Source organism: Rhizobium sp. BT-226 (assembly GCF_025847085.2).
GTDB lineage: Bacteria > Pseudomonadota > Alphaproteobacteria > Rhizobiales > Rhizobiaceae > Rhizobium > Rhizobium sophorae.
Genome location: NZ_JAOYTI010000001.1, coordinates 986443 through 1004665 on the forward strand (window position 1 = coordinate 986443; position 18223 = coordinate 1004665).

Below are 18223 nucleotides of genomic sequence, written 5' to 3' on the forward strand. Positions count from 1 at the left end.
AATCACACACCCTACCCTGCGCCAGATGGAGAAGATTTGATGACCGATGCCGCCAAGCCGAGAGGCGAACTGACGCTGCGCACACTTGCCATGCCTGGCGATGCCAATCCGGCTGGCGATATCTTCGGCGGCTGGGTCATGGCGCAGATGGACCTTGCATCGGGTATCCGTGCGGCCGAGCGCGCCAAAGGCCGCGTCGTCACCGCTGCGGTCAAGGAAATGGCCTTCGAGCTGCCTGTCAAAATCGGCGATACACTGTCGGTCTATACCGATATCGAGCGTGTCGGGCGCACCTCGATCACGCTGATCGTCGAAGCCTGGGCGCATCGTTCACGTTACAACCAACAGGAAAAGGTCACGGCCGGCACCTTCATCATGGTGGCGCTCGACGAAGAGGGCAAACCGAAGCAAGTCCCCGAAGAGTGACAGGCCAGGATCGAAAGCATGGAAACGGTCAGCTCGCCGGAGGTTTTCCTTCACATCAAGGTGGTGATGGGCATGGTCATCAGCCTTTCGCTCGCGAGGGTGCTGACCGGCCTTGCCGGCATCGTCCAGCATCCTGGTAAGGCCAAGGTCTATCCGATCCATCTCGGCTGGGCGCTGTCGATGTTCCTGTTCATCATCCATATCTGGTGGTGGGAATATCGCCTGCAGGCCGTGCCTGCGATCGGGTTCGGCATCTATCTCTTCCTCGTCTGCTTCTGCAGTCTGTTCTTCCTGCTCTGCGCCCTGCTCTTTCCTGCTTCACTCGACGAATATGGCGGCTACGAGGAATATTTCATTTCCCGGCGCAAATGGTTCTTCGGCATCCTTGGTCTCACCTACGCGGTCGATGTTCTCGACACGGCGATCAAGGGCCACGAGCGCATCCTCTCGCTCGGCTGGGAGTATCCCGCCCGCAACATCGTCTACATCATCCTCTGCGCCATCGCCGCCTGGACTCCCAGCCGCCGCTTCCACGCAGCCTTCATCATCGCCAACCTGATCTACCAAGTCAGCTTCATCTTCAGGCTTTATGATGTGCTGGGGTGAGACGTGGTCCCACGAAGCGGGAGCAATCGGTGAATCGATTGCAAACGTCGAACGCCCTGAGCCATGCGAGGGGCCGGGAAGCGGCAAGCTCCCTGGCTAGCCAGGAGAGGACCTTATTCTTGCCCTTCGCTTACGCTCCGTGCATTCGCCCCGCCGCTCATCCCCTCAAAAACTGCGACCCCTTGTCGAACCCCAGCCCTGGAAAGATCTTCCCCGACAAATCATCCGCACTCACATCGAATTGCCGGTAGAGCATCGCCGCGGCGAGTTCGCGCACGTCGGCGGTCGGCATCAGGTCGCGGTCGTCGAGCAGTTGACCGTCACCAACGCCCGGCCAGCGGCCGAGGATGCGGCCGCCGTCGATCGCGCCGCCTGATAGCAGGGCGCAGCTGCCAGTGCCGTGATCGGTGCCGCCGGAGCCGTTCTGACGCACCGTGCGGCCGAATTCGGTCAGGGCAAGCACCACCGTCTTTGCCCAGATCTCGGGCCCGAGCGTGGTCTTCAACATATTGATCGCCTGCGAAAGGTCCTGCACCGGCCGTTTGAACTGGCCGGCCTGGCCGATATGCGTGTCCCAGCCTGATATCGAGAAGCTGGCGATGCGGTAATCGCCCTTCAGCATGTTGCCGGCGAGGGCCGCCACATCGGCGATCTTTGCGCCGCGCTGGCCCTCCGGCTCGACCATCATCGAGGCGGTGTCGGCCCGTGTCGCCTCGGCAAGCGCCTCGGCGAACGGCGGATCGCCGGCATAGAGCCGCGCCAGGAACTGCATCTCGTCGCGCGCCGGCGCCAGATTGGAATCCGACGCCCAGACGTCGACATTGTTCGGTCCGGAGAGGATCAGCTCCGTCGAGGTATTGATGTCGATTGCCTTGCGCGCACCCGAGCGCGGAATGACGGCGAGCGCCCGGTTCAGCCAGCCGGTCTTTTCCTCGGCGACATGCTCGCCGCCGGATTCCAGCATGTCTTGCCCGTCGAAATGGCTGCGCTGGTCGCGATAGGGTGTGGAGACCGCATGCACGAAGGCAAGCTCGCGGCTCTTCCACAGCGGCATCAGATCGGCCGCGGCCGGATTGAGGCCGAAATGCCCGTCGAGATCGAGCAGCCCGGTGTCGGGCGTCAGCGCCAGGGTCGGCCGGAGTGCGGCGAAACCGGCATCGCCATAGGGCTGAACTAGGTCCAGCCCGTCCATCGCGCCGCGCAGCACGATGGTGACGAAACGGTTGTCACCCGGCATCGCCGCGAGGGTGACGGGCGTGAAGATGGGAGCGGCGGCAAGACAACAGGCAGAGGTCAGAAAGCCGCGGCGGGAAAGCGAGATCTGGTTCATAACAGAGGCTCCTAACGGCGGTTGAATTCGGGCGATGCCAATACCAGCGTCAGCCCGCTGATCTTGTTCGGCGCCTGCGACACCACGCGGATCGTTTCGTCGCGCGCGGCATCGGCAAGCGTCGATTTCAGGAATTCGCGCGGATCCTCGTCCCGGCCGAACTGTGCTGCGGCCCGCCTTGCCCAGGCCAGCCGCTCGGCGAGCTGGCTGCCGGTGATCCAGGCGGAGAAGCCTTCCTCGAAACCGGCCGGGCTCGGCGGCAGCCAGGTCGGCTGGCCCATGCGCCTGAGCGCTCCCTGCCCCAGCGCCCGCGCCGTCCGGAACGCCTTGAGGCGCTTCTCCCTTGCCTCGCCGGCGGGATCGGTCGTCACCGGCGATCCAGCCATGCCAGGCGTGTTCGCCGCCATGTCGCCCTCGTCCGTGCCCTGCTGGTTCGCCGCCAGGAAGCTGCCGACGACGCCGTTGACCGGTCCCGCATTCAGCGCCCTCAGGCCGGCGACTATATAATCGAAGGGCTGGCGCGCCTTGGCGCCCTCGTCGCGCCAGGCGGCGGGATGGTCGAGCATCGCAGTGTAGACGGCAGTCAGATCGCCATCCGTTTTCTTCCAGGCTTCGGCCATATTGGACACCATGCCCTCGTCGGGCTGGTCGGCGATGAAATGCACCGCGAGCTTGCGGCTGATATGCACCGCCGTCTTCGGATGGAGCGCGAGATCGTCGAGCATATCGAGATAATCATCGCGCGAGCGCCTGCGCCCGCCATAACTGACGCCGAGCACCTCATGTGAGCCGGGCTCGGAAATATTCGGCCGGAAGGCGATGTCCATCTCCTTGCGGTCGATGGTGAGCCCCGTCAGCACCATGGCTGCCGCCGTCACATCCGCCTGGCTGTAGCCGCTGCCGGCGCCGAGCGTGTGCAGCTCCAGCAGTTCGCGGCCGAGATTCTCGTTCAGCCCTTTGTTACGCTTGATGCCGCCGACCGAATCCGGCCCGAGCGAATCCGCCTGGTCGAGATAGATCAGCATGGCCGGATGGGCGGTGGCATTGCGCAGCAGATTGCCGAACTTGCCTGATATGAACGGCCGGATCGCCTCGGCCTCGTAGAGCGGCACGATGAGGCGCATCGGCAGGCTCTTGTTGGCGCTGGCGGAGAAATGATCAGTCCAGAAAGTCGCCAGCCGCTCGTAGAAGCCGTAGGGCGACAGTACCGCCTGCATCAGCCGCAGGTTCACATCGTGTTGGAACTGCTGCTGCGCCTGCCGCTGCACGCCCTTGCGCATCTCGCGCTGCGTCGTATCGTCGGTCACCGTCTTGGCGTCCTGCCGGATCTGCCGCAGCTGCGCCTGCAGGCTGAGAATCGCCTGGTGGCGCATGTCGGGGCCGCCGAGCGGAAAGTCCGGCGTTGCCGCCGCCCCAAAGCGCAGTTGGCCGATGAGCTCGTCCTTGCTGCTCGGCGGCACCTCGCCCGGCCGAAAACCATAGCCGAACCGGATCGCCGCCATCGTCGGGAAAGACAGACTCATGGCCGTTCACCTCCTGATCACCGCTAAAGCAATTCCAGCAAAAGTGCGTCGCGGTTTTGCGTCCGGAATTGCGTGAAACAAACGTCAGAGCATTTCCGTGACCCGGAAATACTTGAGGTGACAGAGTCTCAACCAATTGCGACGCCAATCTGTAGGAAATGTGGCGTTTTCCCGACATGGACAATTTGTAATCTATTGAAAAGGCTAAAGTTTATGCACGGAAGATGAACGATGCCCCGATTGCAATCAGGGCAAAGCCGATCGCATGGTTCCAGGTCAGGTTCTCGCCGAGCCAGAAGATCGAGAAACCGGCAAAGACAATCAGCGTGATCACCTCCTGCATCGTCTTCAGCTGTGCCGTCGTATAGACCGCCGAGCCGATCCGGTTGGCCGGTACCGCTAGGCAGTATTCGAAAAAGGCAATGCCCCAGCTGACGATGATGGCGAGGAAGATGGCGCTGCTCTTGTGCTTGAGATGCCCGTACCAGGCAAAGGTCATGAAGATGTTGGAGGCAAACAGCATGACGACGGGCCAGAGGGCGGCGGGAGAAAATGGCATGGGTAACTCGGGGGCTTTGGAGGGAACGATGGATCCGGCGAGATGCCGGCGCGCCTTACCTAGCACGCCGCTATTCGACGGCAAGCCCCGGGAACGGTTGCGACCTTACGCCACTGAGACGATGCGGATACCAGGCAGGTCGCGCGGCGGCTCGCCTTCCCAGCGCAGAGATTGCATCGGAACCTGACTCGCGGGAGCGCGATGCTTCTGTGACAAATGCCGCGCATTTTTCTACTTAATGTTGAAACGAATCAACCTGCCGGACTAGGTTGCGCGGATACATAGGGGGCGACATGGACACGACACTGCAGATACCGCAATACGCTACTTTGCCTTCCCGCCACTTCTGGCGACGCGCCGTGGCCTGCATCGTCGACATCATCATCTTTCAGGCTGTCATTCTCATAGCCGTTTACTGCATTTCAACAGTTATTCCTCTGGACTTCCGTTTTGCCGGCTGGAGTTACACACAGTGCGGCGTGGAGGTGTCGGATCAACTTGCAAAGCGAATTGACGCCGGATGGCCGTTGAAACCGGGGGAAGTTCGCATTAACCAGATCTGCGAAGTCAGCCAAATCGGTTCGGACAAGCAAAGATACCTGCAGACGGGCGTCTCCCATCAAACAGACAACTGGACATCGGCCCGGTGGCTGACCATCCCTGTCGACGCGGACGGCAATCCAGCGATCGGAACCGCGTCCGTATACCCCATCGTGATCTCCGGCATCGTCAACATTGCACTTCTTGCGTTGGCTTTTGCGTATTTTTCCGCAAATGGCCGCCGCACGATCGGAAAAAGGCTGCTGGGCGTGAGAGTCCAATCCGTCGATGGTAAAAACCCCGGCCTTGGCACCGAGTTTAGACGAGAGATCCTGAAATTCAGCCCGTATCTGCTTTTCATCGCTGCCGATTTCGCGTTTTCGTTGTTTCCGGTCTTTCCCACGGAAGACTTCGACGCGTTGCTCCGCATGTCCCGCGACGGATACACACTTTTGGACAGTGGTGCCGCAATGTTCGACATCGTCCTGGGTATCGCTGCCCTGATTTGGTGGTTCTTGCCCCTCATCTTCTGGCGAGGACAGACCTTTTACGATCGCATCTGCGCCTGCAAAGTGGTGAAGAATTGAAAGGCTCTGTAGCCTGGGCGACAGAGCACAAGGAAAGGCCGGCGACACCGCCGCCGGCCTTCATAACCGCAGGCAGCGCTAGATTCGCATCGCGCCATGCGGTTCCTCGGCCTCCTCCGTGCCGAAGCGGACATCCTTCTTCTCGTAGCCGAAGCCGGCAAGGGCCGCGACGATGAGCGCCACCACGGCCGCGACGATCAGCAGCGCATAGGCATAGTCGCCATCCCAGCGGGCAGCCAAGCCCGCCTGCAGCGTCGCATTGCCTGACGCAAGCAGGTTGCCGAGCTGGTAGGCAAAGCCGGGGAAGGTGCCGCGCACCTCATCCGGCGACAGCTCGTTCAGATGCACCGGCACGATGCCCCAGGCGCCCTGGACGAAGAACTGCATCAGGAAAGCGCCGATGGCGAGCAGCACTGGCCCCGGCGCATAGGCCCAGAGCGGCGCGACGGGCACGGCGATCAGCGCGGCGATGACGATCGCCCGTCGGCGGCCGATCCGCTGCGACAGCGCCCCGAAGAACAGCCCGCCGCAGATCGCCCCGATATTGTAGACGATGGCAATCGCGCCGACCGTGTAGCTCGAATAGTTGCGCTGCGTCTCAAGGAAGGTCGGGTAGATATCCTGCGTGCCGTGGCTGAAGAAGTTGAACGCCGTCATCAAGAGCACCGCCCAGATGAACAGCGGAATATTCTCCCGCAACACCGCCAGGAAAGGCCGGCGCCCTTCGGCCTGCCGCTTCAGGAAGGCCGGGCTCTCCTCGACATTGCGCCTGATGTAGAGCACCAGCAGCGCCGGCAGCGCGCCGACGAAAAACATGCCGCGCCAGCCGATGACGGGGAACAGTAGGAAGAACACGATGGAGGCGATCAGATAACCCGAGGGATAGCCCGCCTGCAGGATGCCCGAGACGATACCGCGCGAATCCTCCGGCACCGTCTCCATGACCAGCGAGGCGCCGACGCCCCATTCGCCGCCCATGGCGATGCCGTAGAGCGCGCGGAAGACGAGGAACATGGTGAGCCCGGTGGAAAAGCCGGTCAAAAATTCAAATATCGAATAGAGCAGCACGTCGGCCATCAGCGTGATGCGCCGCCCGTAATGGTCAGCCGCCAGCCCGAAGACCAGCGCGCCGAGCGCCCGCATGGCAAGCGTCAGGAAGATCGCCACCGAGACGGCCGGAACGTCGGTGTGGAATTCCTCGGCGATATATTTGAGAACGAAGACGAGAATGAAGAAATCGAAGGCGTCGAGCGTCCAGCCGAGATAGCTGGCGATGACGGTGTTGCGCTGCTGCGGCGTCAGCCGGCGCAGGCTTTCCAAAGCGGACATCTGATATTCCTCCGTCCGAAAGCGGCGGCGAGGCGGGCAATTCCGGATGCCGTCGGAAGGGGTGCCCGAAACGGGCGGGTGATGCTGTAGCGGCTGCGTTTGCAGTCGGAGACAGCGGGCAATAACGTCAGCAATCCTGCCGCTGTTCCATCACGATTGGCGTGATCGGGTGGCGTCCCACGCGGCTCCTTGTCGCAGGCATACGACCGCCCGCCCGCCGGCCCGGCATCCTCCAACCCCCTCATCCTGACGCTCTCTTGGATGTTGCCGCCATACGCACCACAGGCAGCCACAGCGAAAACGCTATGCCTAGCTCTTTCCCGGCACCCTGCCCCGGCACGCCCACGCCACCGACGAAACGACCGCGGCCCATCCGGATCGCCAGCCTCGTAAGCGGCCCTGACGGCGGCATCGACCGCTTTTCGCTTCGCCGGGTCCAGCCCCGCGACATATTTGCCGAGCGGTCCCTCGCCGGCGGCGATCGGGTCCCAGTAGTCTTCGAAGGAGAGGTATTCCATCCGGATCAGCAGCGAGGTTTCCTCGACATCGGCAAGGCCCTGCGCGATGAAGCTTCCTTCATTTCCCCCGGCCGCATCATCGGCTGGAAACAATATTTGCGGCGCAGGGGCAGCGCGCCCTCATCAAGCATCGCCACCGTATCCCACATCATCCGCATGCCGGACATGCCGCCATAATGGTCCCAGACGGCGGCCGCGACCACGCCGCCCGGGCGCACAACACGGCGCATCTCGGATACCGCCTTTCCTGCCTCCGGCACGAAATGCAGCACGAGCAGCGACATCGCCCGGTCGAATAGGCCGTCCTCGAACGGCAGCGCGCAGGCATCGGCCTGCCGGATCGATATGCGCGGGTCGGTATTGCGCCGCGTTGCAGCCTCGACGAAGACGGGCGAGTAGTCGACCGCGACGATCTCTCGGAGGCCCGACGTCTCCGCCAGAGTGAAGGTCAGGCTGCCGGTGCCGCAACCAACATCGAGCACATGGTCGCCATCAGCAAGACCGGTAAAATCGATCAGCATCGGCGCAAGCTTCCTGCTCCAACGCCCCATCAGCCGTTCATAACCATCCGCACTTTCGACATTGAAACTCGACGGCATTGAAGTCTCCCCCGTCAAGGACGCTGGTCTGCCGTCAAACAATAGGATTCCGCCGCAGGCATCGCAAGCGGACTTCTCCAGGAGGCGATCTGAAGATACAGGCTCAGGTGCTTGCCGGGGAACTGGACAAGATCCCGGAGATGGACGCCGCCGCTTGAAGCACTCGCACTCGGCACAGCAGCACTCCCCGCGACGCCGGCTTGCGAGCGTTCGCGGCATTGGCAAGAAGGTCGGGAGCCATTCCCGGTGGATCACAATATCCTCTGCGGGCGGCCATCGGCCACCCGCATCTCGATTTGCGTCCGCAACCTTCAGAGCCGAGCTTCCAGCACCATGTTGAACGGGGTCTCCGTCGCGCGCCGCACCTTCGAGAAGCCACCCGCCTTGAGCACCTCGGTCAGCTTTGCCTGGCCGGCCTGCGCGCCGAGGGCGGCGCCCACTTCCTGGCCGAGCGAGGCCGGGACGCAGGTGTTAGCCGAAGCGGCATAGAAGACGCGGCCGACGGGGTTGAGGTTGTCGGCCAGGCTGTCGCCCGCCATCGGCTCGACCAACATCAGCGTGCCCTCCGGCTTCAGAGCCTTGGCGATATGTCTGACGGCACCGACCGGGTCGCCCATGTCGTGCAGCGCGTCGAAGATGGTGACGAGGTCGAAGCCCGCCCCCTCGAAATCCTGCGCCCGCGCCGTCTCGAACCGGACATTGCTCATGCCCCCGGCGTGCTTGCTCGCATGCTCGATCGAATGGGCGTGAAAATCGATGCCGGTGAATTGCGACTTCGGAAACGCCGTCGCCATCATCAGCGTCGACGAACCGAAGCCGCAGCCGACGTCAGCAACCCGCGCGCCGCGCTCCAGTTGCTCGACGACGCCGTCGAGTGATGGAAGCCAGCTCTCGACGAGATTGGCCTTGTAGCCCGGCCGGAAGAAGCGGTCGGTGCCGCAGAACATGCAGTTGCACCGGTCCGTCCACGACACGCCGCCGCCATGGCGGAAGGCATGGGTGAGCTTGGCGCGATCGGCATAGATGGCGTCGAGGGCAACAAAGCCGCCGATCATGTTGACCGGGCTGTCCTCGACGGCAAAGACCGCCGCCTGTTCCGGCGAAAGCGTGAACCTGCCGGTCGCCGCGTCATAGTCGACAAATCCCGACGCGGCCTGGGCGGCGAGCCATTCCCTGACGTAGCGCTCTTTTGTGTCGGTCGCTTCAGCAAGCTCGATCGATGAGATCGCTCCCCTTTCCGCCATCTTGCGATAAAGACCCAGTTCCTCGCCGATGATGACGAGGGCGGAGTTCTGCGCCGCCCCGAGTTCACTCACCATGACGCCGAGCAGCGTCTGCAATTTCTCGATATTCAGTTCCATTGATGCGATACCCTCTCCATCAGGCAGCGACATACCGCCCCTTTCGAAGCGCCTTTTACGTGTTGCTAATGGTCCGCAGCAGAGGCAGGATGGCCGCTATGAAGCCGATAGAGCCACATTCCGCCAAGCGTCCCTTGCGGGTCAGCATCGTCGCGTTTCCGGAATGCGACCCCTCGATCATGTACGGCATCTTCGACACGCTCTGGATCGCCGGCGCCAACTGGAAAAGCAGCTCGAACGAGCCGACGAGCGAGGTGATGTTCGCGCCGCGCCTGGTCGCCGCCGAGCCCGGCCCGCTGAGGCTGATAACAGGCGTGACGATCATGCCGCAGGAAACGATCGATGACATCGAAGAGACTGACTATGTCCTCGTTCCGAACGTGCTTGTCGACACGCCAGAAACCATCAGGGCGCTCGACCGCAGGCTCTTGAACTGGATTATCGAGATGCATCGGCGCGGCGCGCGTCTGCTGGCGGCCTGCGGCGGCTCGATCGTGCTTGCCGAGGCGGGGCTGCTGGAAGGGCAGCCGGCGACGACGCACTGGATGTATGCGCCGCTGTTTCGCAGCCAGTTTCCGAATGTGGAACTTAAGGAAGAGCGCATCCTGGTCCAGGCCGGCGCTGGTCATTCTATCGTCTGTGCCGGCGGAGCATCATCCTGGCAGGACCTGACGCTCTTCCTCATCGCCCGGCATGCCGGAACGGCGGAAGCCATCCGCATATCGAAGATCTTCCTCTATCAATGGCATCGCGATGGCCAGCTTCCCTACGCCTCGATGATCGCCAATGCCGATCACGGCGACGCCGTGGTGAAGAAGTGCCAGGAATATGCCCCCCTGCACTACCAGTCGGCGGATATCGTCGCCGAACTGCTCAAGCTTTCCGGCCTGCCGAAGCGGTCATTCGACCGCCGCTTCAGGAAGGCGACGGGTTATTCGCCGCTCGAATATATCCAGTGGCTGCGGGTCGAGGAAGCCAAGCAGATGCTTGAAATGGAGGACAGGCCGGTCGAGGAGATCGCGTTTGAAGTCGGCTATTCCGACCTCGCCTCCTTCCGCCGCCTGTTCCGCAAGCTCGCCGGCCTGACGCCCGGCGAATATCGCCGCCGTTTCAGGCTGCCCGCCAACGTCGAGGCGGCGCTGCAAGCAGTGGCGCCGATGGCGCGTGCCTGAATACGATGCCTCGTTCGCCGCGTTCGGAAAGCGGATCGAGCCGATCCGCTTCCTTCCATATATCACCAGCCGGTGACGCCAATCGCATCACCCGGTGTCACGGCGAACTCAGCCGGCGGCCTTGTCGACAACACTCCAATCAAACCCCTTCGCCCAGCCGGCATAACGATGCCAGCCAACCTCAGGAAAATCCCGGCGGAGGGCGGCGATGTCAGCGTCGTAGCCGGTGCGGTCGAACCATTCGAACATCAGCGCCGTATCCTCGCTCTGCTGCCGTATCGCCGCGATCGGCAATTCCTGGTAGCGGAGCGGGCGGCCAAGGACCTCGGATAGGGTCTTCGCCTGCTGCTCGCCCGACAATTCGTCGCCGGCAATATCGAAACGCTTGCCGAACACCTGCTCACGCCGCTCGGCCAGTGCTGCCACGAAAGCGCCGATGTCATCGATGGTGATCTGTTGCAGCACGCGGGCGGGCGGCAGGGCGGCGGCATAGACGCCCTGGCGCAGGCCGTCGATCGCCCAGGGCGCCACGGTGTTTTCCATGAAGGCGACGGGCGCGCTGATCGTGTAGGGAATGCCGAGGCCGGCGATATGCTGCTCGACGAGATACTTGCTGTCGAAATGCGGAATGCCGGTCTTCTTGTCGGCATCGCCGACGGAGGAATAGATCAGGTGGCCGATGCCGGCGGCCTTTGCCGCATCGGCAGCAAGGATGCCCTGGCGCGTTTCCGCTTCCACTCCGGCCTCGTAGCTGTTGCCCATCAGGAACATCGTGTCGACGCCGCTTGCGGCCTTCACGACCGATGCGCCGTCATCAAGATTGCCTGTGACGACTTCGACCCCTGCCGCGGCCAGCCGCTTCGCGCCGTCGCTGTCAGGCTTGCGCGAGATCGCCCTGACGCGATGTCCCCGCGCGATCAGGGCGCGCACGACCGCGCCGCCCTGCTGGCCGGTGGCGCCGGTGACCAGAACGCTTCTTATATTGCTCATCTGTCTGCTCCTTGTTGTGACCGATGAAGCAAAGTTAGGGCCTGTCGTATTGAGCCATAATGGCATATAATTGGAAAACATCGTGCCATCCCAGGATACAATGCTCGATCTCAACGATATCATGATCTTCGCCCGAGTCGTCGAAGCGGGCAGCTTCACCGCCGCCGCGCGCTTGCTCGGCATCCCGAAGACGACGGTCAGCCGCCGCATCGCCGAGCTGGAACGCGAACTCGGCGTGCGGCTGCTGCAGCGCACGACCCGCAGCCTCAACCCGACGGCTTCAGGGCGTCTCTATTACGAAGAAAGCAGCCAGGCGCTGCGCACCATCGAAGGCGCCAACCAGCGGCTTGCGGAAGCGCGTTTGGAGCCTGCCGGCACGATCCGTATATCGGCGCCGGTCGGCTTCGGCGGCCACTTCCTCCAGGATGCGATCTTCGAATTTCTTTCGACCTACCCGAAGACGAGGGTCGAACTGCGCCTGACCGACGACAGGCTGAACCTCGTCGAAAGCGGTATAGACCTCGCGTTCCGCACCGGCGTCCTCGAAGATTCTACCTTGGTCGCCCGCAAACTCGGCTCGATGTACCGCGTTCTCTGCGCAAGCCCAGATTATCTCGCCCGCTGCGGCCCGCCCGCTGCGCCTGAAGATCTCGTCCGCCACGACTGCGTCATCGCCGGCCAGGCCGCCCATGCGCAATGGTTGCTGGAAGGTCCGCACGGTCAGGAAACGGTCGCGGTTTCGGGCCGCTTCGCCGCCAACGAGATGCAGGCGGTGATGGCCGCCGCGATCGCCGGCCATGGCATCGCCCAATTGCCGCACCGATTCGCCGAAGCCTGCATCAAGGACGGGCGGCTGCGCCGCGTTCTCGACGGCTACACGACGCCGGCCGGCGGCCTGCACGTCGTCTATCCCAGCAGCCGGCACCTGCCGCCTTTGGTCAAGGCATTCATCGAGCTGGCCGTCAGACGGCTGAACGCCACGGGAACCGCCGGCGGCGATGAATTCGCGATCGTCTCGCGCTTGGGCGCTGAGGAACCGGAAGTCCTCACTGCCAAAGGAAGTCCGGCCCCGTGCTCTGGGAGGTAAGCTTGAGGGTTCCGTCCCGCTGGACCACGTAAGTCTCGAACACACGGTAGCCAAAATCGCCAAGAAAGGTATTCTTGACCACCGTTCCCGGACGGTAGGGTGACCGGATGACCTTTTCGCCATAGGTGAGGCTGCCGGGAAGAGGCTGCGGATCCCCTGCGCTGGCGCAGGCCGAGAGAGCGAAGAGAACGGCAAGGAGCGCGTGTTTCATCCGGACTATCTCCTCGGGCAGACGCCAGCGGCCTAACGACGTCGATTTCTTTCTTATCACAACGCCGCCGGTCGCTGTTCACAACGCAGCGTCACGGCCGGTCACAAAGCAGCCTTGCTGCTGTCGAAGTTTCGACGTCGCTCCTCCGCCCGCGAGAGCGCATTGGCAATCCTCTCATCGGTGAAGGGCTTGGAGATGACATCAAGTGCGCCTTCGATACCATGCCCGACATTCTCGGGACTGCCGGTCACGAAGATGACGTCAACCCGATGGCGGTCGATCAGCCGGCGTGCGAGTTGGGCGCCGCTCAGCCCATCGGAGAGACTGAGATCGACGAGCGCGACATCGCTTCTTTGAGCGTGGGCGAGAGCCTGCTCCACTGTCGAAACCGGCCCAATAGTCTGGTGTCCAGCCTCTTGCGCAATGCGTTCGAGCTCCAGAGCAATAAAATTCTCGTCTTCAACAATCATGACCTTCATGAATGAGCCTCCTCCTAGCGTGCTGTCAGGCGCACTACCGGTAGCGGCTACAACGCAACCGTCACCGGAAGGTTTCCACTTTGAGAAGAATGTTGGCGATCGGCGGGCAGCGCCACGTTACCGGTTCTGCTATTCGTCCTTGTGGAGGAACCAGCCGATGGCGCGGTCGCTCCGGCATCGGGAAAGCGCCAATTGCCGCACGGAATGAATCCGGGTAATCGCCCCTTCGTCATCCGTATCGACGTTCATGCAGGCGCAGGCATAGCCGTGACCCGCATTCGTGTAGACATATTCGCCGCGCGTCATGTCGGGAATCTCATCCATTCCCTTAGCCGTGGGACCGCCTGTATTGTCCATGATGCTCCAGCCGCCGTCGGCATCGTTCAGCGACCAGGTCCGCGCGGCGGTATTATCCAGCCAGCCGCAGCGCTGCTCGGCCTGCGCCGCGGCGGACGCAAGCAAAATCACCAGAACAAGCGCAGTCAATCTGGTCATCGGCCCCTCCACGCACCACTATGCGTTCGACGGACAAGGCAATCGCCCCCAAAGCGAAAGACCGTATCACCGCAGCCGTCCGTCGAACGCCTGTTGCGCCTTTTCGATATCGCCCGGGTGGAATGGTTGAGGTTTAAGGGCCGTCGTGACCGGCAACATTACTCCGCCCGCGAAAACAGCTCCCGGTCGCGGGCGCGGATGGGGTCGGTCCAGTCGCGCTCGAACCAGGGGGTGCCGCCGGGCTGGGGCGGACGTTTCAGCTCCAGCGGGCGGGCGGTGCCCTCGTCCGCTTCGGAGGCGACGCGGAAGATGTAGTGGTCGTACATCCGGAGCGCCTCGATCATATAGCTGGTCGCCACAGTCCGGTCACGGACGAGAACCAGGTTCTCGCCGTTCTCGTCATCGGCGGGTTCGGAGAAATTGTAGGAGCCGAGATAGACCCGCGCCGTCGGCTTGTCGAAGTCGAGCACGACGAACTTGTGGTGCATGCGCGTGCCGCGCTGGTTGCCATCGACACCGGCAAGGCCCGAGGGCTCGGTCAGGAAGGGCGGCGGCACGTTGCCGGTGAGCGCTGCCGAGCGCACCACCCTTTGGCGTTTGTCGGGGCTCATGACGGTGAGGCCGAGATTGCCCGCCCGCACCTCGGCATCGGCGATGCCCATGACATGCATTCCGGGACGCTCCAGGGCGCGCCCCAATGCCGGGCCGATCGCCCCCCTGGTCATCTGGCCGAGGAAGGCGAGCGAGAAGAATACGCTCGACTGGGCGGTATCGATATCGGCGCCGATTTCATCAAGCCGGCCATTGGCGGCGCTGTGCGGGGAGAAAGCAACCTTGGCGTCGACGCCGGCAAGGCCGAGATCGATCCAGCCGGCGGAACTTGGCGAGTCGCGGAAATCCTCGGCGCGATTGGCGGTGAAATAGCTCTCGAAGGCGGTGAAATAATCGTCGATCGCCTTGTCGCTATGAACGGCGAGGCTGTTGTTCGACTGCACGTAGAGACCGCGCCAGCTGAGATTGGTCGAGCCGTAGAGCACCGTCGAGATGCCGCCGCCGCTGACCGCGATCGACTTCTGGTGCTGCAGGTTGGCCATATGCTGGCGCTTGACGTTGGCGGCACCCGCCGAGGCGATCAGCCGCTCCGCGGCCCGCGTCTCGGGTGAATCCGGGCGGCCGTGGCCCTCGGTGCGGTTGCTGTCGTCGATGATGATCTTGAGCTTGTCCCCCAGCGCCTCCAGCCGGGTGACCACCTCGGGCAGGTTGAGGTCATAGGCGATGACGCGCACCTCGGCGCCGACATCGTGAGCCCTGTCGAGCAGATCGAGCGTTTCCGCCCGCGCCTCGAAGCCCATCCAGGCAAGCGCCCGCTCGGCATTCGCATGGGTCGGCACGAAATCCAGCCCCTGGTCGCCATTCGGCGGCACCAGCGTGACGATCGTCGGCTCGCCGGCGGCAAAATTGCGAACGAAAGCCTGCGACGAGACGAAGCCGCGGGTGAAGGCGACGTTGAGCTTGCCGGGAATGGTCTCGCGCATCAGCGCCAGTTCCGCCTCCTGCGCCTCGCCCGATGTCAGCACGCCGGCGGCATCCATGAACTTTGGCGTGATGCGATAGATAAACTTGCCCGGCAGATCGGCATTGAAGGGAAAATGCACCCAGCGAAACTTCTGGATCGGCGCCTCGGTGGTGCGGATGCCGTCTGCCGGAACCGGCTGGCCGGGAAAGCCGATACGGTTGCGCACTGTCTTGAAGAAATCCGTGCCCGGCTCGCGATACTGGATGGCGAAGCCGACGAAATCGACCGGCGGCCGACCGTCCTTCCAGTCCATGCCGAGCAGCACCATGCCATCGCCGCGATGGATGGTCAGCGCAAAGAGCGCAGCCGCATTCCCGCCGGTCACACGAAAATCCGTATCCATGCCCACCTCCCCTCAAAATCGGAGGAAATCTAGCATGGTTCCATGACAGTAAGGAGATATGTCGGTGAAATTTTGCCCGCAGAAGGTGCAGGGCGTGACGGCATGGCGCAAGCACGTTCTGGGATAGCGCCCCGTCGCACAATCTTCGGCCAAGGTGAGCACGCTGAGCCCTACCACTCCGAAAAAACCGCCGAAATAAATCTCAGGCGGACCGCCGTACCCTCCTGCCCCGGCGGGACGGAGGATACAGCCGGACCAACCCTACGGTTTCTCGTTTGCGCTCTCGGCCCTGAACGCCGCCTCGCCGGCGTCGGAGACCTCGACCCATTTCTTGTCTGGCTCGGCGTCCGGCACATAGCTGTCGTGCCAGTTCCACCACTTGTAGGTCGGCGTCTGGGGATAGCCCTCGGGCGAATCCTCCCAGACCTCCTGGCGGCCGAGCGGCGTGATGTCGAGATAGTTCCAGGTGCCGCCCATCTGCTCGTCGCCGCGGCTGTTGATGAAATAGGTGCGGAAGATGCGCTCGCCGTCGCGGTAGAACACATTGGTGCCGTGCCACTCGTCGACGCCGAAGTCCTTGTCGAAGCTGTCGGTGATCGTGACCCATGGCATCGTCCAGCCCATCCGCGCCTTCAGCCGTGCAATGTCGGCCTGCGGCGCGCGCGAGGCAAAGACCAGCGTTGTGTCGCGCGCGTTGAGATGCGCGACATGGGCAACCTGATCGGCGACCATCGAGCAGCCGCGGCAGGCATGTTCGGGCCAGCCGAACACGCCGGGCTCATAGAAGGCGCGGTAGAGGATGAGCTGGTGTCTGCCTTCGAACAGGTCGAGCAGGCTGACCTTGCCCTGAGGCCCTTCGAACGCATAGGCCTTCTCGACCGCCATCCACGGCATACGCCGGCGCTCGGCGGCAAGCGCGTCGCGGGCGCGGGTCTCAGCCTTTTCCTTGACGAGCAGCTGCGCACGGGCCGCTTCCCAGGCTTGCGGCGACACGACCGGCGGTTTGTGCATCGCTTGTCCGCTTTTTCCATTCTCGGCTGAAGCAGTCATGGCTTTCAATCTCCTCATTGGGGCGATTTCTGGGGCTTGGAAGCCCCGTTCATCGCGCATTGGTCTGAGATAGTTTCGCATCGGAAATCGAACTGGGGGAGTAACAAGTGTGACCGTATTCCATGAATACCGCCGGTCGCAGCCGTAGCGCGCAAGTGCGGTTAACCGGGAGCGAGTCCATTAGCGCAATCTTGTTTACAAATTGCACACGTGCTAAAACGCGACAAAACGGCGCATACGAACCCTGATCAAACCGAGATCGTGCCCGTGAATATTTTTATCGCGACTGTTGCTACGCTTGTCATTGGCGTCCTGCCGGCATGGGCAGGTCCTTTGCATCAGGCGGCCAAGGACGGCGATATCGCCCGCGTCACACAGTTGCTGGACCAGGGCTCCGATCTGTCGGAGCTCGATGAGGCGGGCGAGCCGGCGCTGATTATCGCGTCATTGGCGGGCCATGCCGATGTCGTCGTTCTTTTGCTGGATCGCGGCGCCGACATCGAAATTCGCAACAAGGGTGGGCTGACGGCGCTGCATGCAGCAGCCTATGCAGGAAAACTGGAGGTGGTGAAACGGCTTGTCGCCGAGGGAGCTGATGTCAACGACAGGAAGAATTTCTATCAAATGTCGCCGCTGCACGGCGCCGCCGAAGAGGGCCGCACCGATGTGGTCGCTTTTCTGCTGACGAAGAGCGCGGATGTCGAAGCGACGGAAAGAAACGGGTACACGCCTCTCACTCAAGCCGGGTGGCGGGCGCATTGGGATACGGCCAAATTACTGATGGAAGCCGGTGCTGTTTGCCAGAAAGCCGAGCTTGTGGGTGAACCGCTCTACAAGGAATGCACCAAACGGCAATAGCGTTTCGCTTGAGGTAATAGACCGCGTCCGGGAACGGAGCTTGTTATGTCTTATCACGTGCAAAAATGCGGAAAGCGGACGGGAGCGGCGCTTGGGGCTGCGGTCATGCTGCTTTCTTTCCTTCAGCCCGCGGCAGCGGAAGATCTCGTCAATACCGGCTATTTCGGCGATATCGCGATCAAGGGTTATGACCCGGTTGCCTATTTCACCGAAAACCAGGCCGTTAAAGGGTCCGAGACATATTCCTACCACTGGCTTGGCGCGACCTGGCATTTCGCCAGCGCGGAAAATCGCGATCTCTTCAAGGGCGATCCATCCAGGTATGCGCCGCAATATGGCGGCTATTGCGCCGACGGCGTGTCTTTCGGGACGGTGACCACCAATATCGATCCCAAGGCCTGGCGGATCATCGATGGCAAACTGTATCTGAGCTATGACCCGGGGGCAGCGGAAGGCATGGAGAAGAATCCGACCAAGGTGACCGACTCGAAGAAGCATTGGTCCGAAGTTCAGCAGACGCTGATTTCGGAGAAGATGCACACCGTCTGGCAGCAACCGGATACGAAATGAAGCCGCAACGCCCG

At 62.5% G+C, this 18223-nt stretch carries 17 protein-coding genes and 2 pseudogenes; 7 read left to right on the forward strand and 12 right to left on the reverse strand.

Annotation, left to right across the window (positions count from 1 at the left end; translation table 11 throughout):
* Positions 1 to 39 precede the first annotated feature (39 nt).
* On the forward strand, positions 40 to 426 hold the full coding sequence (locus OIU37_RS05070; RefSeq protein ID WP_168311648.1) for an acyl-CoA thioesterase: 387 nt from the start codon (positions 40 to 42) through the stop codon (positions 424 to 426).
* Positions 427 to 444: 18 nt separating this feature from the next.
* Positions 445 to 1032, forward strand: a complete 588-nt coding sequence (locus OIU37_RS05075) for a hypothetical protein (RefSeq protein WP_168313841.1) — start codon at positions 445 to 447, stop codon at positions 1030 to 1032.
* A 157-nt stretch (positions 1033 to 1189) separates the two neighbouring features.
* Here the strand turns inward: OIU37_RS05075 and OIU37_RS05080 are convergent, their stop codons facing one another.
* The 3 genes from OIU37_RS05080 to OIU37_RS05090 form a co-directional block, all read right to left on the reverse strand.
* Positions 1190 to 2362 carry a DUF1501 domain-containing protein gene (locus OIU37_RS05080; RefSeq protein ID WP_264256180.1) on the reverse strand — a complete coding sequence of 391 codons (1173 nt, stop codon included), beginning with the start codon at positions 2360 to 2362 and terminating at the stop codon, positions 1190 to 1192.
* Between the two features lie 11 nt (positions 2363 to 2373).
* Positions 2374 to 3885, reverse strand: coding sequence for a DUF1800 family protein (locus OIU37_RS05085; protein ID WP_264256182.1), 1512 nt, complete (start codon positions 3883 to 3885; stop codon positions 2374 to 2376).
* Positions 3886 to 4096: 211 nt separating this feature from the next.
* A complete protein-coding gene (locus OIU37_RS05090; protein ID WP_011652456.1) occupies positions 4097 to 4444 on the reverse strand; it encodes a DMT family protein in 348 nt (115 codons plus the stop codon).
* 293 nt (positions 4445 to 4737) lie between these two features.
* On the opposite strand from OIU37_RS05090, the gene OIU37_RS05095 reads away from it, so the two are divergent.
* Positions 4738 to 5571, forward strand: a complete 834-nt coding sequence (locus tag OIU37_RS05095) for an RDD family protein (RefSeq protein ID WP_168313844.1) — start codon at positions 4738 to 4740, stop codon at positions 5569 to 5571.
* Between the two features lie 78 nt (positions 5572 to 5649).
* Here OIU37_RS05095 and OIU37_RS05100 read toward each other — a convergent pair whose 3' ends face one another.
* The 3 genes and pseudogenes from OIU37_RS05100 to OIU37_RS05110 form a co-directional block, all read right to left on the reverse strand.
* Entirely contained in the window at positions 5650 to 6900 is a 1251-nt protein-coding gene (locus tag OIU37_RS05100) for an MFS transporter (protein ID WP_168313845.1), read from the reverse strand.
* A gap of 309 nt (positions 6901 to 7209) precedes the next feature.
* Positions 7210 to 8017, reverse strand: a pseudogene (locus tag OIU37_RS05105) (class I SAM-dependent methyltransferase).
* Positions 8018 to 8328: 311 nt separating this feature from the next.
* Entirely contained in the window at positions 8329 to 9378 is a 1050-nt protein-coding gene (locus OIU37_RS05110) for a bifunctional 2-polyprenyl-6-hydroxyphenol methylase/3-demethylubiquinol 3-O-methyltransferase UbiG (RefSeq protein ID WP_168313847.1), read from the reverse strand.
* A gap of 98 nt (positions 9379 to 9476) precedes the next feature.
* On the opposite strand from OIU37_RS05110, the gene OIU37_RS05115 reads away from it, so the two are divergent.
* Complete coding sequence (locus tag OIU37_RS05115; RefSeq protein WP_168313848.1) at positions 9477 to 10550, forward strand: GlxA family transcriptional regulator; 1074 nt, start codon at positions 9477 to 9479, stop codon at positions 10548 to 10550.
* 108 nt (positions 10551 to 10658) lie between these two features.
* Here the strand turns inward: OIU37_RS05115 and OIU37_RS05120 are convergent, their stop codons facing one another.
* A complete protein-coding gene (locus OIU37_RS05120) occupies positions 10659 to 11540 on the reverse strand; it encodes an NmrA/HSCARG family protein (protein WP_168311657.1) in 882 nt (293 codons plus the stop codon).
* A gap of 100 nt (positions 11541 to 11640) precedes the next feature.
* Here OIU37_RS05120 and OIU37_RS05125 point away from each other — a divergent pair.
* Positions 11641 to 12561, forward strand: a pseudogene (locus OIU37_RS05125) (LysR substrate-binding domain-containing protein); the annotation flags it as partial.
* A 25-nt stretch (positions 12562 to 12586) separates the two neighbouring features.
* Here OIU37_RS05125 and OIU37_RS05130 read toward each other — a convergent pair.
* From OIU37_RS05130 to OIU37_RS05150, 5 genes are all read right to left on the reverse strand, one after another.
* Positions 12587 to 12838, reverse strand: coding sequence for a hypothetical protein (locus tag OIU37_RS05130; protein WP_168311658.1), 252 nt, complete (start codon positions 12836 to 12838; stop codon positions 12587 to 12589).
* A 101-nt stretch (positions 12839 to 12939) separates the two neighbouring features.
* Positions 12940 to 13317: a response regulator gene (locus OIU37_RS05135; protein WP_168311659.1), complete on the reverse strand. Its 378-nt coding sequence runs from the start codon at positions 13315 to 13317 to the stop codon at positions 12940 to 12942.
* Between the two features lie 129 nt (positions 13318 to 13446).
* A complete protein-coding gene (locus OIU37_RS05140; RefSeq protein WP_168313849.1) occupies positions 13447 to 13812 on the reverse strand; it encodes a DUF4087 domain-containing protein in 366 nt (121 codons plus the stop codon).
* A gap of 158 nt (positions 13813 to 13970) precedes the next feature.
* Positions 13971 to 15731, reverse strand: a complete 1761-nt coding sequence (locus tag OIU37_RS05145; protein ID WP_264256199.1) for a phospholipase D-like domain-containing protein — start codon at positions 15729 to 15731, stop codon at positions 13971 to 13973.
* Positions 15732 to 15992: 261 nt separating this feature from the next.
* The gene (locus OIU37_RS05150; RefSeq protein ID WP_264256200.1) at positions 15993 to 16781 is read right to left on the reverse strand and encodes a thioredoxin family protein; all 789 of its coding nucleotides are present in this window, start codon (positions 16779 to 16781) and stop codon (positions 15993 to 15995) included.
* 210 nt (positions 16782 to 16991) lie between these two features.
* Here OIU37_RS05150 and OIU37_RS05155 point away from each other — a divergent pair, with 210 nt between their 5' ends.
* Both OIU37_RS05155 and OIU37_RS05160 read left to right on the forward strand, forming a co-directional pair.
* Positions 16992 to 17639 (forward strand): ankyrin repeat domain-containing protein, encoded by a 648-nt coding sequence (locus OIU37_RS05155; protein WP_264256202.1) that lies wholly within the window; start codon positions 16992 to 16994, stop codon positions 17637 to 17639.
* Between the two features lie 45 nt (positions 17640 to 17684).
* Positions 17685 to 18209, forward strand: coding sequence for a YHS domain-containing (seleno)protein (locus OIU37_RS05160; RefSeq protein ID WP_168311664.1), 525 nt, complete (start codon positions 17685 to 17687; stop codon positions 18207 to 18209).
* Positions 18210 to 18223: the final 14 nt, after the last annotated feature.